The organism is Enterobacter cloacae complex sp. XAL002 (genome assembly GCF_049236805.1).
Classification (GTDB): Bacteria; Pseudomonadota; Gammaproteobacteria; order Enterobacterales; family Enterobacteriaceae; genus Enterobacter; species Enterobacter intestinihominis.
Map to the genome: position 1 here is coordinate 22,800 of NZ_JBMKJN010000022.1, position 13,264 is coordinate 36,063.

The window sequence follows — 13,264 nt, forward strand, 5'->3', positions numbered from 1 at the left end:
CTTGCTTGTCGGTGAGTGCCATTTTTAATCTCAGAGGTAATGATGGAAGACTTAAATGCAAGGCTTGAAGAACTTGAAGACAAAGTTTTGGACCTTAACGTATCCATGGTCGCCCACAAATCAATGATAAAGGCATTGCTTCAGTTTATAGAGTTTAAGCATGGCGCAACTGTCAAAAACGCAATTAACAAAGGGCTTTTAGAAGCTATAGAAGAAAATACCATTCAAGGTGATACACCAGAGGCAATAAGCTCGCAACTGCTAACCGAGAAACTTCGGGAATTTGTTTAAATTAAAACATGGAGCTGCTTCTCATTGGTAAACTGAGTGGCAGCCCGCCCACACTCTCTTTTGTCACTTAGCCTGCTTTTTGTTCGGTCTGCTCTGCCGGTACTGGCGTGAACTGCACGCGCTTAACATCAGCAGGTGCAAAGTAAAGCCACTCGCCCGTCTCCGTCGCCAGAGGAGCAAAGCCGTTAACCTGCTCAGGCTGACGCCGTTACATCTTGCCTCTGTTCTCGCCGCCGTCGTTCGTCGTCAGTTTGATGATGTAGATGTCGGACAATGAGAGCCTCTTTTTTTTTCTGTAGCCAGCAACTAAAAATTTCCACCACTTTATAGTTCTTTAGTATCGTTTTTCCGACTCGCTTGGAGGTAAATTAAAGTTTTATCCTGGATTGCCGATATATATATCTTTCTTTTAAAGTGGAATAAACAATGGCTTTTGAATCAATTGGTGCCGCCCAAGATTGTCGTCAGCATCTCGGAATAAAAGGTAATACCTACGTAACCGTAGGTGGGTACGTAGATGGTAATTATTACGCTGTGACTATTTCCTCAGACTACGATAAGGTTGTATTTAGTTTTGAGTCATCAATTTGTGGTTATCAATATTTTGATTCGCGCTTTCAAAAAATGGAGTGGGACGAAGAAAACTGCACTCTAACCATAAGCAGTGATAAGCAAAACTACTCTTTCGAAGTGCATTTCCCAGAGCAGTAATTATCCGCATAACCCATCAACTGCTAAATAAAATCACTGGCTGCACTGCTCAGTTATGAACTGTTGAAGTGCGGCTATTTTTGCTTGGTCTTGCTTGATTCCGTCTCGGATACCGAGAACGTTTCGTCCAGCAACTGAAGAGAGTTCGACGGTGGCATCATCGCCCATGCTGGCGGCGCTGGCGGTTTCGGTTGAGGCTGGCACTGGACAGCGTCCTTTGACGCGCACCCGGCCGCCAAAATCAAGCTTGCGCTGCAGAGCATCATTTTCAGCTTTCGCATCAGCTAATTCCTTTGTGTATTTAGCATCCAGTGCCGCTGCGTCACGCTGGCGGGTTTGCATGTCTTTGATGGTGGAGTTTGCCAGGCTGAGCTTCTCAGTGGCCTTATCGCGCTGGTCTTTATAAGCGATGGCGTTGTCTCGGTAGTGGTTAATCGCCCATGTCATAGAAACCAGCAGGCAGATAACGACTGCGCAGATGATGGCTGTTAATCGGCTCATTTCTGGCCCCATTCGCAAACTTCACGCTCAATCTCGCGCCGGGTGATAAGCCCCTTCCACTGTTTGCCACCGGCATACGTCCAGCGCTGCAGTTCTTTGCAGGCACCAGGCACATCACCGGAGTTCAGCTTCTTCAGCAGAGTTGAGCTGGCGAAAGCTCCAGATCCAACGTTGTAAGTGAAAGAGTAAAGCGCGGCGCGCGTGGGCTCAGGGATGCGAACCTTTATCAGCGGGTCGATGGCATTTGCCACCTTTCGCAGATCTGCCTTCAGCAGGTTGTCGCACTCTTTGTCGGTGTAACGGTGACCGCGGCGAATGTCGGCACCGGTGTGCCCATCACAAACGGTCCAGACGCCGACCACGTCCTGATAGGCGTAATAGCGACGCCCTTCCAGCCCATCCGCATTGCCCAGCATTACTGCAGCAATAGTTATTGCTCCGGATCCACCAACAACGGCGCCCACCAGCTTATTTCGGAGTGTCGGGTTCATCTCGGCTCCTGCTGCGGCGGTTGTCTTCGCGGATTTTGAAATAGAGATTCGTCAGATATGTCAGTACAGCGATGATGATGCCCACCAGCACGCCGATAGCGTTCCACTGCTCGGGACTGTAGGCATTCAGCATGCCGTTTAGGATGCTACCGGCTGAAGCGCCATAAGCAGCACCGGTGGTTAGTTTGTCCATGCGATACATACTCTCACCTCGCTTTGGGCGGGTGCTGTGTGTTTGAAAAGGGTCAGTCCGTCGGGACGATTAACAAGAAGGCGTGTCGATGATGGTACCCGGAGCCTGAAATCAAATAGCCAGCGACAGGCTGGCAATGTGAGGGTAAGGCAATGAGCAGGGTATTATTTAGAAGCAAGAGACCTTTAAGCTAGCTAAACAGATGGCATTTGTGTAAAAAGATGGCATCAATCAGCAGGTGTTCATCGTGAAATACATTCGGCTAATTTTAAAGCTCATAACAGCATCACTATATGTGTTTCTGGTTGTTTTTGGCTCTGGATTTGTAGGTTCGAGTACGGCCAATGCAATCAATCTTGAAACGCTTAACCTAAATTATTCATTAATCGCAAAGGACTCGGCGGTATACGCAATCTGCGCAACCGGTGCGACCTTAGTTGTTCCGCCTGCCCTATATTTAATCCAGCATTATGTCTGGCCAGTGTTGAAGTTTATCGGCTTGAAGATTCGTTACTTCTTCCATGGGTACTAACGCCTCGCACAGTTAAGAGGCTTCATATAATTTTTTGCTGTTACAGCTTTGGCTCTTCAATACGCTCGCTAATTACTTCAACCTCGCCATTATTGGCAAGGTCATCTCCACGAGTCACGTACCATGCACCATAGATAACTTCACCCGACTCTAAATCGTCGATTTTTTCGTGCATGTAGTAAGCGATCAGCCTGCTGCCATTGTACTGGATCCAGTAATAGCCTTCTCTCATCATACCCTCCTCTTCGATATAAAGATTATAAGAGGCAATGAATAGTGATGGTTTTAGAAATTCTTAAATCGCTATTAAGCAAAAAGCCCCACGGGGTTAACCGCAGGGCTTTAAACGAAGGCATTAACCCATCGTTAGAGAGAAATTAACACAGATTCCGGAAAAGTAAATAGGTCGCTATAAAATTGAGCGCTATTTTCTTGAGCGCTATCGGGTTATCTTCTCAAGTTGCGCCTCTGCCCACGCTTCTTCAATATCGAATTTCGTGATTAACTGGTCATAGAAACGCTTAACCGACTTTTCCCAGGTAGCGACGGATATTGCATCGGTAATCTGGCAAACAGCTGCATACGCCTCGGTCGATGGAATTCGCTCATAGCCGCGCCCACTACAGCGTTTGCAATCGGCTAGAACCGGTACCCCCTGCTTATCGGTGAGCTTTTTGTTAACCGCTTTACCCCGGCCCCGGCATTCGCCGCAGGCGCAGCTAACCACCTTTTTCCCGTTGCAGGCCGAACACAGAACCCGCACCAACTCTTTCACCTGACGTTTAACTTCGAAATCACTTGGCGACTGCTTAAGGTCTCTTGCCCACTGTGGAAGCTTCATGGTGTAGTGCGATTTCATCGTGAAAACATCAGCCTCAATGAATCCCTGACCCGAGCAGCAATCACACTGTTTCACGCTGGCGGCGCTGCGAGAATAATCTTCAAAAGCAAAGGTGGCCAGCTGGTGCATAACCAGTGGCTTAACCGCATTGTCCAGCTTGCGCAGCGCGGCAACCTTATCGCATTTGGTTAACGCATACTCAGCCAGCAACTCAATCGCCCTCGCCCGATCGTTGTAACTGATGCCCATCTTGCCGAGGAAGGCACTGTATCCCATGGCGGCGCGTTCCTGGGTCATGCCCATGGCCGCCATGACATCCGTCCCGGTCAGCGAATCTGAACCAGTGGCGCGCGGAGTGTCGCTAATAAGCGTCGACTTGGCGAAGTGGTATTTCACGGTGTTTTCGAGGTTCATTAGGCTGCTCCTGCTGAATGATAGATACGAACAAAATTACGAAGAATGCGGTAATCCACCAGCACCGATCCCCGGTAGCGGTAAATGCGAAGGCGCTGCCAGCGCGCCCGGAGTATCTCAAGCGTTTCTGGCTTCATCTGGCCTCCTCGATAATGATCTGCCCTGTTTCTCCCCAGATTTTGGTAACCCGTCCGTCCCAGACATGGCTATCCTCGTCAAACACTGTATCCAGCAAAGCTTTTTCCAGGTTGTCTTTGTCCGGCTTTTGTTGATGAGGCTGGCCGACATATTGCGCCCGCTTTGTCTTGCTCCAGCTCTTTGGCATGGGGATGACGAACGTGACGTGATATCCGGACTCTGGCAGGCGGATGCCCAGCAGCCTGACCTGTTCTTTGTATGCCCAGTACGCTGCTGTTGCTGGCCGTTTATGCCATCGGTCACGCTGAGTCATTCGGGGCTTGCCAATCGGCGTAATTTCGTAAATTTTCATGCGGGCACCACCAGCCCGCGGCGGGCAACTTCAATCACTGTCAGAACAATCGCACGGTCCATAAGCTGCCGGCGCTCTTCCCTGTTCAGCTTATTCCCGTTATCAATGCTGTCGTGACAGCAAACGCAGAGCGCAGCTGTCGCACAGTCATCGGTTTTTAATCCCATGCCTTTCCCTTCGTTCCGGTGTGCCACCTGCGTTCCCCATGCTCCACAAAGAACACAACGCTCGATCTGCCCGACGGCGGCGAGCCATTTTTTGCTGCGATAAATAGCCATGCTCACCCCCATATCCGGTTTTGCCACCGGCGATTTATACGCGGCGGTTTATTGCCTTCAGGCAGCCGGGCGCTGACGGTCCAGATGAGATAATCGGAGTTCAGGCTGCGCTCTACCATTACGCCGCGGCGCTGGTATTCCGCCATGAGCTCTTCGGCCTGCTGGGTTGTGCAATCGGTATGATGGAACCAGCTATGCTTCATCCCCATCCCCCCGCGAAGATCATAAGCTGAGCAGCGGCGTTCTCCGCCTCGCGCTGGTCCCTGAACGCTTTTGACAATATCCAGCGCCAGAGAACATCGAGCGCAGCTTTATAGAGCTGCTGGAACTCAAGTTCGTCCATGTTGGCGAATGAGATGCTGCGAGGATGTTTTTTAAGTGTTCCGTCAGGTAGCTGAATGGCATCAAAGTGCCCTGCCTCGACGATCACCCAGGCGCGGTAAGCATCGAAGGATTTGCACAGGCTAATGCCATTCGTGACCCGGCGGTAGGCCACTTGTTCCAGATACTGCTCAGCAGCATCGATCAGCGCGCCCTCATTCCCGCCGTAAGAAGCCAGGAATTTTGCGTAGCCTGAGATCAGCTTCCTCTCGTTACTCGAGATAGCCCCGCCGGTTGGTTCCCAGTATTCAAAACCGAGATTGAGAAGCGCGAAGAAGCGGCGATGAAACGCTGGATTTCGTACCCGCCTGAACTCGGCGACAAGAACATCACCGAGCCGGGTTTTGGATTGCAGGATATCGCTGGTCTCGGGCGTTGCCGGGATCAGTATTCCTGAGTGGTGTTTGATAAGTTGTAATTCTAGCGCCATGGTTCTCTCCGTGGCGCATCAGGTATAGGTTGTTCAGGCCTATGAAAGAATAATATCAGACGGTGGTGTAATTCGGTACCCAAGCCGTTTTGCAAATTGCATGAACCCGTTGAGAGTGAAGATTTCTTCCTCTTCGAGTAACGGTCGTAATGAAACTATTCCATTTACTCGATAAACCAGATATCTCCCTTCCGCCGGGAAGCTATAGATAACTGCTTTATCGGCCCTTCTGACCACGTCGTACCATTGATCATCTGCATTAAAGGCATCTGCACTACACACTATTTCCCCCAGAGCGACTTATTGACGCGATAAACAGTAATCTGAAACAGCCAGGGGAACGCAAACAGCGATACTCTTTGAAACTGCTCCAGTGAATTTCACGCGATTAATAAAACCACTCGTCCGCGCTTTCCCAAGTCTCCTGCACGATATGTTCGACCTCTTTCTTGTCGCCCCCGAAAACAGTCAACCCATCATTGCTGGCACGCTTAATCGTAAGCTGGCAATCATCAAACTGTTTACTGAGCCGTTTCAGCAGTTCTGATTCTAGTGCAGGTATAGCTCCATCAGGAAGTTTCTTCATGCGATCAATGGCTAACTCGATTTTCATTTTTCCCTCCGCAATGAATTACTGTATGAATGTACAGTGTATTTATAAACGTATCTCCCGGATTTTGCAACGGTTTAAAAGCATGCATGTATAAGATTTCGGTTATGTACCGCCTAAACAAATCACAGGCCACTTCTAGAATGAAGACTAGAATATTTGTGGGCTGCAGGTTTAAGGGCGTAAGAAAGAAAAGAGTTTAAATTTGCAGCAAGACTCGCATGCGTTGTGTTACAACTAGAAAGCCACTAATTCAATATAAGCTAATGTTCAATCTGATACAGGATGGGATGTCAGCCTTATGCCAGAAGCGGACATATCTATCAAAACGGTGAGTAAAACATCGGGAGGCTCATTACCTGAGTTAAATTTGAAGTGTTTCAGGGTATGCGCCATTCCCGTTAGTTAATTGCAGGGGATGACATTCTTTCAAAACCTATAGATATCAATGTTCAGCTTACCTGCATGGTATTTTTTATGACACTCGTCGCACAGAGTAACAAAATTAATGATGTTATCTCCACCGTCCTCAGAGAAGGGAATCAAGTGATGACCTCGTGCTTGTTTCTTATCGTCAGTCCAACAAACAATACATAGGTTAGCCTGTAATTCTTTAATTCTCTTTTGCTGTCGGGAATGAGAATAGGGCCGTCTATTCACTTTGCTTATTCTCAATGAGAGCGCGTATTTTACTAGGTAATTCGCGTGAGCTTCCTTCAACCAATGTGGCTTTCGCTTCATCTGCAGTTACGCGCTTCTTTAACTTAACAAGCTCGGCATGCATTTCACTCTGCTCGCTTCGAGTCATTCCGTCTATACGAAGAATTAAAGCCCTATCTCTGGTTTCAGGACTTATGTTATTAGCGGTTGGGCATGTCCTACTGTTGTGACCTTCCAATCCACATGCTTTACAATTCATTTGCAGGCCTCTAAAATGTTGAGATCGTTACGTCGCCATCTTGAACTTCAATTTCATTATCTCCCTCGCCAATTGTCCATGTTGACGTTATTTCTGGCAAACCCTCTGAATTCTTTGAAATCAGTACAATATCTATATGACCTGATTTTCTCTTAACTGCGATAGCAACGCTTCCTTCATAGGGCAACACGCTAATAACTGAGTCTCCCTTTTTAAGAATTTTGATGTTGAGGTTCATAAATGGTCCTTATATCAAATTAACAATGAGTGACTAACATTTCGGTTAACCGTTGCTCGTTCATGACAAGGATTTAACCTGTCGCCAAGTCTCTACGCCCAAGCGTGTCATTGCATCAAAAGCAGCTTGCTTAAGTCTAGTGTACTCGGAGTCATTTAATGCTGCCGCATGCTGGAATGCTCTCAGCATGAATGCGAGCACCTGCTGAAGCGTATCCCGAAGCTCGGCTTGATCAGGTTTGGCTGGATTCAGCATTAACGTAATCATATTGCATTGCGCCATGATCTCAGAAGACATCACATCAAGTTGCTGCTGTGTAGTTGCAATTGAACCGGGAACCACTGGACGCTTCAAATGGTTGTACTGTAGATCAAGCTGTTTATATAAATCCGACAACCTTACACGAATATCTTGCAGCCAACGAAGGCGCTCTGTCGCCACAAGATTTGCCTGCAGACGTTTGGTTTCGAGTTCTAAGTCTGACTTCGCCTTGTGTCTAGCAATCAAGTAGCTGGCAAGTCCGCCAGCAAATGCCCCGAATATCCCTGCAGCAGCAGAGATCAACGCGACTATGGCCGATGAACCCGAGGGCGCATTGCCGCTCTGGCTCGGGATTGTAGTTAAGGCCTGTGTTGACGGTAAGCTAACAGTCTGGGAAATTGTGTTTGATCCGCAGACAATGCTTATTTCAGGCTTAATAGTCTGCGCAGCCTTACGAGGCAGCTTCGGACGCGGAAGCTCACATAGGGCCTTTGCACCAGATTCTTCAGCCCACGCAGGAGTAACAGCGAAAAGCAACGCAGATAGAGAAAGTATACGAAGTTTCACATTCATAAATTCTACTGTCATTCCTTGAGACGACTAATAGTGATTAGATGGAAGGCTGTACCAACGCGTCAATAGAGCCTACAATCTAACTCCGCCTCAGCCTCATATAGAATGCGGCAAACACTATTTTAAATCAATCATATAAATTTCTGCCATCGAATCTGAACGTATTCGCTCGACCTCTTCTTCTTTCCCAAACGTTACTGCTTTAAATAAAACAGCGAAGACACATGGCATTTTAAGCGTCGTTAAGGCGACGGGCCCTGAATGACACTTTCCAGTCTACTTGTTACATGCCTTGTGATGCTGATCTGAATCAGTGTATGCCCGCCGTAAACTGCTCCCCATTGCTTAAGACGCATCGATATAATTATGCACTCCGAACGTCTGCTCCTCGCTCATAGCGTACCATTTCTTCCCGGTGCCTTCCCTTCAGCCTTCATGCGCTCATATTTTGCTTTCAAAAGCTCCACTGGTGTCGGCCCCTTTGGCGATACAGGCGCCCCCAACGCCCGTCGAACGGGCGGAATCGGTTTCCCAGCCAGCACCCGTTTTTCCCACATATCCAGAATGTCGCTGGCTTCGCGCTCTAGTTCTTTGTGGCTCAACTGGCCATCAGTTCCCCGGTGCCGCAGTTCAAGGCAGATGTGGTAAAAAACTGGTTTAGACCACGGATACTGCTCGCTGCTCGGGTAACGAAACACCAGCTTGCGCCACTTCCAGTATTCAGCCATAACGTCAGCGGTGGTGATCCCCAGCACGCTGCGCCCTTCCCTGCACCACTTGATGAACTGGCCTGGCGAAGGCAGGAATGGTCGCTCCTGACGGCGCACCATGCTCATACCGGCTTCAACCTGCTCCAGAGTGGTGATCCCGTTTTCTTTGAAGGCCAGCACCCACTGTCGACGGATCTCGTTCACGTCTTCCTGACTACGATTAACCAGGCTTGCCGGGAACGCAGCGGCCAACTGTACAAATAGCCCGTTGATAATCTGCGCCACCTGCTGCGTTTGTTCGCGTTCGGTGTACTGCTCAGGCATGTTGTGTGCCACACGGCGTGCCTGTTCCCGGTCAAAACTGCGAATGCTCTCGGCAAGGTTTTTCATTCCAGCACCCCGTCAATCCAGTCGGTGTTATGCAGGTCGATACCGCCCCGGGAAGGTTTTACCATTCCGGTTGCGCGCAGCCGTTTGGTGGTGAGCTGATCCCACTGTTTGCGCAGACTTGAAGGGCTCAGGATGTTGTCTTTCCAGAACTCGTCCCGGTTGGCCCACTGGAACAGGTCACAAATTTCGTAGTGCGTGCGCTTGTCCTGGACACGCATCAGCCTGATGGTATTTGCCCATTCAGCCCAGTTGGGTTCGGATAGCGATGCGTTGACGGTGAGAAGCCTGTCGTAAATCCAGCGTGCGGCCTTGAGGTCGTCAGCGGATCCCCATGATTTACCTGCCGGGGTGTATATCCCGGCGGCAGCTTCTGGATGGCGTGAGAGAAACTTTTGAGTTTTCTGGTTTCGGGATTCGTCAGAATTCCGAGACGAGGATATTTTAATATTGTTCTTGTTATAGTCTTGGGTGTCTACCGTTTCCGGGAAGGTTTTTCCCGTTTTCGGTAACACTTTTCCCGATTTCGGGAAGACTTTTCCCGTTTTCGGCTTGTCTAAAATCCAGGCGGAAAGGTCAGTATTTATACCGACCGTTTTCATCACGCCCTGCTTCTGACTGAAGATAATTTTGCGTTCAGCTAGCGATTTGAGCGCATCAGAGACATGCGAATCACTCAGCCCTGTAAGCTCGGCAATCACCGTGTTAGTAACGCGGTCCTGTTTCTTGTTCCAGCCGTAGGTAAGCCAGATCACCGCCTCAAAACACTGCCACTCCCGGCCTGACATTCTCAGACGAGGCTTGAGCTGTTGGATCTCATTAGCGACCTTGGTATACCCGTTCGACAGGTCGGCCATACGACCTCCCGGTTGTTCGGTTCTGTTGGGGAAATTGATAATTTCAGCTGTGTTTGACATACTTAGCTCCGCAATTACACTCCGTTTTTGCACCTGAAAGCCGTTGGTGTTCGAGCACCGCGGCTTTCGCCTTTTCTGAAGTCTTCACATTGCCCCCAGCATGGTTGTGACCATCGCCAGCAGCGGCGCTGTGAGATCCGGATCGACACGGAACATTTCGAAAATCCCCTCTCCTAACTCCTTTAGCTTTTCCTTCTTCGGTGCATCGAGCATCAGAGCTTGCTTCGCCTCACTCACCTCTTTTTCCAACCTGGCCATCCGGTATGCAAACGAGTCGTTTTTAACGACGCGGTCTCGGTATCGAAGCGGTAATACGGACATGATCGCTGGCATCAGTTGTTCGACGTTCTTTCGGTACGATGCGGAGTCTTCTTTGTTATCCAGCCAGCGGAACAGCTTTACGTTCCACACATCGGCCTGGCCTGAGAAATCCACGCCATCAGGTTGAAGTTCTTCCGCCGCTTCTTGAATCTGAAGCGCAACAGCTACGCGCCCTTCTGCCGCTGCCCACGCCCGGACTGCTGAACAAATATCTCGATGATCAATATCCTGCGCTGCCGACTCGCTTTGATGACACTGGAATATCAGTGAATTAGAGGAGGCTCTGCTACTCTGTTGAAATGAAACAGTTTGCATGGTTAAAGCTCCTGTTTAGGTAATCCGTCAGTGGGATTCGGGTATAGATCGGGGCGTAGTTCGTGGGGAGTTACGCCAGTTACCCCATAAATTTGCAGGACACGATCTGCTGGAACAACGCCCTTATATCTATTGCGCCAATGACTGATTGTCATTGCACTTACGGTCAGGAGTTTGGCTAAGCGTGAAGCTGTTCCTGCTTTGGTAATTGCTTTATCAATTGCTTTCATAATTTGCTCCATGGGTAATGGCCAAATTAAACATTTTGTTTATCCATATGTCAACATTTTGAATATTGAGCTAATAAACTTTTGGTTTAGAATTCGTCCATGAAAGAAAAAACTCATCAGATTAACCACCCACAAGTTCAGAGACTTAACGAAGTCCTTGAACTGAAGAAATTGACCAAATCAGACATGGCCCGCATTTGCGGCGTCAGTGCTCAGTCGGTCAATAACTGGTTCGTTCGTGGGACCATTGGGAAAAGCTCAGCGATAAAATTAGCGGATGCACTTGGGGTAAGCCTTGAGTGGCTTCTTGGTCAAGATGTCGGAGAGAAGGACGGACTAAAGCCTGACGAACAACGTCTACTGGAGCTATACCGTCAACTTCCTGAAGAAGAGCAACAGAACATGCTCCGTATCTTTGCGCTTCGTCTGAAAGAGCTGGACGAGTTGTATGAAAAGTACATGAAAGGTCGAATCCGATCGCAAGAGGATTAGAGTGTTCTGGTTGCACGAAGTTGTTGCAACCCCGAAATAATCATAAATTGTGCAATCAATGGCTTAAAAAATCTGAATCAAATCATTGGGAGTAAAGATATGGATAGTCTTAAGTTTCAAAGGTTTTCTGATTTTAACCATGACGATCCTTTCTTTGATAGCTTAAAGGAAGACTATAAGGAATTCCCCGAATGGATGAACAAGAAAGCAAGGAATGGTGATTTTGCTTATGTTCTTTATAATGAGAATCGTAACATTGAAGGATTCATGTACCTGAAGGAAGATGATGATGCTGGAGATATATCTCCCGCTCTTCCTAAAGGTAAACATCTGAAAATCGGAACATTTAAATTTGAATCAAAAGGTACCTTACGAGGACAACGCTTTTTAAAAAAAGCATTCGACCACGCCTTTAACTCTAACTCCGATGATATATATGTAACTGTCTTTGAAAAACACAAGCACCTCGTAAAGTTGTTTCAAACTTATGGTTTTTATATTCATGGGGAAAAAGAAACTCAAAACGGTAAAGAGTTTGTATATGCGCGCAACTTAAATGATATTTACGGCGATGTATTGCTTGACTACCCTTTGGTTTTACCACGAAACAAAAAGAAATTTATCCTTGCAATCAAACCTGAGTATCATACAAGACTCTTCCCTGACTCCAAACTGATTAATGAATCTCCCGACGTGGTTCGCGACGTCTCTCATACAAATAGCATTCACAAAATATACATATGTGCAATGCATTCGGTTCAGAACATGAATCGAGGAGATATTATCGTTATTTATCGCATGACCGATGGACAGGGTTCAGCGCGTTACAGATCAGTGGCCAGTTCTATATGTGTAGTGGAGTCTGTACGACTAATCACCAGTTTTACTGATGAAAATTCTTTCGTAGATCAATGCCGTAGATTTAGCGTGTTCTCAGAATCTGAATTACGGGATTTTTATCGCTCTAAGAAATCCCCTTATATTGTTAGATTTACATATAATATTGCATTGCAAAAACGCCCTAATCGTGCAATGCTGATTGATCAAGTCGGTTTGACTGGGGACCGCAATGGCAGATGGGGTAATTTTGAACTCACTGACCGGCAATTTAATGAAATTCTAGAATTAGGCCGCATTAATGAAAGTTTTATTGTCGATTAAACCTGAATTCGCTGAAAAAATACTAAACGGAACTAAGAGGTTCGAGTTTCGCAAAGGGATTTTTAAAAATCAGGAAATTAGCACTGTTGTAATATATGCAACAATGCCGCTAGGTAAAGTTGTGGGTCAATTTTCAATCGACTACATTTTATCCGACGAACCTGAAGCTATATGGAAAAAGACAAAAGACTATGCAGGAATATCAAAAAAATTCTTCGATAGCTATTACTTGGGAAGGGAAAAGGCATATGCTATAAAAGTAGGCGATGTGGAAAGATTTGAGAATCCTATGCCGATTTCCTCATTAGGCCAAAACATAAAGCCACCGCAATCATATTTATACCTTCCCGCCTAAACCTACAACCCGGCCACCATGCCGGGTTTGTTGTTATCCTACCCTATCAACTCGCCACAAAGTAAAACCTCTCTCTCCCTCTCCCTCTCCGAGCTGGGCCATTCCGTTGATTTTTTGCGTCTGAAACTCACAAATCTCACCACTAACAAACCATAATTAAACTTTTTGTTTATACATAAATACTCATTTTGTTGACATGCGATTAAACATTGTGTTTAATCA

23 protein-coding genes and 1 pseudogene are annotated in these 13,264 nt (G+C 47.4%); 5 read left to right on the plus strand and 19 right to left on the minus strand.

Going from position 1 to position 13,264, the window contains the following annotated elements:
- Positions 1-39 precede the first annotated feature (39 nt).
- The gene (locus ACOT0L_RS18390; RefSeq protein WP_126503910.1) at positions 40-291 is read left to right on the plus strand and encodes a hypothetical protein; all 252 of its coding nucleotides are present in this window, start codon (positions 40-42) and stop codon (positions 289-291) included.
- A 67-nt stretch (positions 292-358) separates the two neighbouring features.
- Here the strand turns inward: ACOT0L_RS18390 and ACOT0L_RS18395 are convergent.
- Positions 359-565 (minus strand): annotated as a pseudogene (locus tag ACOT0L_RS18395) (hypothetical protein).
- Positions 566-717: 152 nt separating this feature from the next.
- On the opposite strand from ACOT0L_RS18395, the gene ACOT0L_RS18400 reads away from it, so the two are divergent.
- Positions 718-1,002 carry a hypothetical protein gene (locus ACOT0L_RS18400; protein ID WP_126503912.1) on the plus strand — a complete coding sequence of 95 codons (285 nt, stop codon included), beginning with the start codon at positions 718-720 and terminating at the stop codon, positions 1,000-1,002.
- A 33-nt stretch (positions 1,003-1,035) separates the two neighbouring features.
- Here ACOT0L_RS18400 and ACOT0L_RS18405 read toward each other — a convergent pair whose 3' ends face one another.
- The 18 genes from ACOT0L_RS18405 to ACOT0L_RS18490 form a co-directional block, all read right to left on the minus strand.
- The gene (locus ACOT0L_RS18405) at positions 1,036-1,503 is read right to left on the minus strand and encodes a lysis protein (RefSeq protein ID WP_126503914.1); all 468 of its coding nucleotides are present in this window, start codon (positions 1,501-1,503) and stop codon (positions 1,036-1,038) included.
- The gene (locus ACOT0L_RS18410) at positions 1,500-1,994 is read right to left on the minus strand and encodes a lysozyme (protein ID WP_126503916.1); all 495 of its coding nucleotides are present in this window, start codon (positions 1,992-1,994) and stop codon (positions 1,500-1,502) included. The genes ACOT0L_RS18405 and ACOT0L_RS18410 overlap by 4 nt, the downstream gene beginning before the upstream one ends.
- Positions 1,972-2,196 carry a class II holin family protein gene (locus ACOT0L_RS18415; RefSeq protein ID WP_014884012.1) on the minus strand — a complete coding sequence of 75 codons (225 nt, stop codon included), beginning with the start codon at positions 2,194-2,196 and terminating at the stop codon, positions 1,972-1,974. The genes ACOT0L_RS18410 and ACOT0L_RS18415 overlap by 23 nt, the downstream gene beginning before the upstream one ends.
- 563 nt (positions 2,197-2,759) lie before the next feature.
- On the minus strand, positions 2,760-2,951 hold the full coding sequence (locus tag ACOT0L_RS18420) for a hypothetical protein (protein ID WP_126503973.1): 192 nt from the start codon (positions 2,949-2,951) through the stop codon (positions 2,760-2,762).
- 207 nt (positions 2,952-3,158) lie between these two features.
- Positions 3,159-3,974, minus strand: a complete 816-nt coding sequence (locus ACOT0L_RS18425; protein ID WP_126503918.1) for an antitermination protein — start codon at positions 3,972-3,974, stop codon at positions 3,159-3,161.
- The gene (locus tag ACOT0L_RS18430; protein WP_000801961.1) at positions 3,974-4,111 is read right to left on the minus strand and encodes a YlcG family protein; all 138 of its coding nucleotides are present in this window, start codon (positions 4,109-4,111) and stop codon (positions 3,974-3,976) included. The genes ACOT0L_RS18425 and ACOT0L_RS18430 overlap by 1 nt, the downstream gene beginning before the upstream one ends.
- Entirely contained in the window at positions 4,108-4,464 is a 357-nt protein-coding gene (locus ACOT0L_RS18435; protein WP_126503920.1) for a RusA family crossover junction endodeoxyribonuclease, read from the minus strand. The genes ACOT0L_RS18430 and ACOT0L_RS18435 overlap by 4 nt, the downstream gene beginning before the upstream one ends.
- A complete protein-coding gene (locus ACOT0L_RS18440) occupies positions 4,461-4,742 on the minus strand; it encodes a DUF1364 family protein (RefSeq protein WP_022651648.1) in 282 nt (93 codons plus the stop codon). Before ACOT0L_RS18440 ends, ACOT0L_RS18435 begins: the two co-directional genes overlap by 4 nt.
- 2 nt (positions 4,743-4,744) lie before the next feature.
- Positions 4,745-4,951 (minus strand): hypothetical protein, encoded by a 207-nt coding sequence (locus tag ACOT0L_RS18445; protein WP_185817719.1) that lies wholly within the window; start codon positions 4,949-4,951, stop codon positions 4,745-4,747.
- Positions 4,942-5,553 carry a DUF1367 family protein gene (locus tag ACOT0L_RS18450; protein ID WP_126503924.1) on the minus strand — a complete coding sequence of 204 codons (612 nt, stop codon included), beginning with the start codon at positions 5,551-5,553 and terminating at the stop codon, positions 4,942-4,944. Before ACOT0L_RS18450 ends, ACOT0L_RS18445 begins: the two co-directional genes overlap by 10 nt.
- 388 nt (positions 5,554-5,941) lie before the next feature.
- A complete protein-coding gene (locus tag ACOT0L_RS18455; protein ID WP_126503926.1) occupies positions 5,942-6,166 on the minus strand; it encodes a DinI family protein in 225 nt (74 codons plus the stop codon).
- A 426-nt stretch (positions 6,167-6,592) separates the two neighbouring features.
- Positions 6,593-6,904 (minus strand): HNH endonuclease, encoded by a 312-nt coding sequence (locus tag ACOT0L_RS18460; RefSeq protein WP_126503928.1) that lies wholly within the window; start codon positions 6,902-6,904, stop codon positions 6,593-6,595.
- A 188-nt stretch (positions 6,905-7,092) separates the two neighbouring features.
- Positions 7,093-7,320 carry a hypothetical protein gene (locus ACOT0L_RS18465; RefSeq protein ID WP_126503929.1) on the minus strand — a complete coding sequence of 76 codons (228 nt, stop codon included), beginning with the start codon at positions 7,318-7,320 and terminating at the stop codon, positions 7,093-7,095.
- Positions 7,321-7,380: 60 nt separating this feature from the next.
- On the minus strand, positions 7,381-8,154 hold the full coding sequence (locus tag ACOT0L_RS18470) for a hypothetical protein (protein ID WP_126503931.1): 774 nt from the start codon (positions 8,152-8,154) through the stop codon (positions 7,381-7,383).
- A gap of 392 nt (positions 8,155-8,546) precedes the next feature.
- Positions 8,547-9,254 (minus strand): replication protein P, encoded by a 708-nt coding sequence (locus tag ACOT0L_RS18475; protein ID WP_126503933.1) that lies wholly within the window; start codon positions 9,252-9,254, stop codon positions 8,547-8,549.
- Positions 9,251-10,168, minus strand: coding sequence for a replication protein (locus ACOT0L_RS18480; protein ID WP_185817720.1), 918 nt, complete (start codon positions 10,166-10,168; stop codon positions 9,251-9,253). Before ACOT0L_RS18480 ends, ACOT0L_RS18475 begins: the two co-directional genes overlap by 4 nt.
- An 84-nt stretch (positions 10,169-10,252) precedes the next feature.
- On the minus strand, positions 10,253-10,804 hold the full coding sequence (locus ACOT0L_RS18485) for a toxin YdaT family protein (protein WP_126503935.1): 552 nt from the start codon (positions 10,802-10,804) through the stop codon (positions 10,253-10,255).
- Positions 10,805-10,806: 2 nt separating this feature from the next.
- Positions 10,807-11,034, minus strand: a complete 228-nt coding sequence (locus tag ACOT0L_RS18490; RefSeq protein WP_126503937.1) for a transcriptional regulator — start codon at positions 11,032-11,034, stop codon at positions 10,807-10,809.
- Positions 11,035-11,133: 99 nt separating this feature from the next.
- On the opposite strand from ACOT0L_RS18490, the gene ACOT0L_RS18495 reads away from it, so the two are divergent.
- The 3 genes from ACOT0L_RS18495 (at position 11,134) to ACOT0L_RS18505 (ending at position 13,042) form a co-directional block, all read left to right on the plus strand.
- Positions 11,134-11,526: a helix-turn-helix domain-containing protein gene (locus ACOT0L_RS18495; RefSeq protein WP_020690963.1), complete on the plus strand. Its 393-nt coding sequence runs from the start codon at positions 11,134-11,136 to the stop codon at positions 11,524-11,526.
- Between the two features lie 99 nt (positions 11,527-11,625).
- Positions 11,626-12,687 carry an N-acetyltransferase gene (locus ACOT0L_RS18500; RefSeq protein ID WP_126503939.1) on the plus strand — a complete coding sequence of 354 codons (1,062 nt, stop codon included), beginning with the start codon at positions 11,626-11,628 and terminating at the stop codon, positions 12,685-12,687.
- Complete coding sequence (locus ACOT0L_RS18505; protein WP_126503941.1) at positions 12,665-13,042, plus strand: ASCH domain-containing protein; 378 nt, start codon at positions 12,665-12,667, stop codon at positions 13,040-13,042. The genes ACOT0L_RS18500 and ACOT0L_RS18505 overlap by 23 nt, the downstream gene beginning before the upstream one ends.
- Positions 13,043-13,264 lie beyond the last annotated feature (222 nt).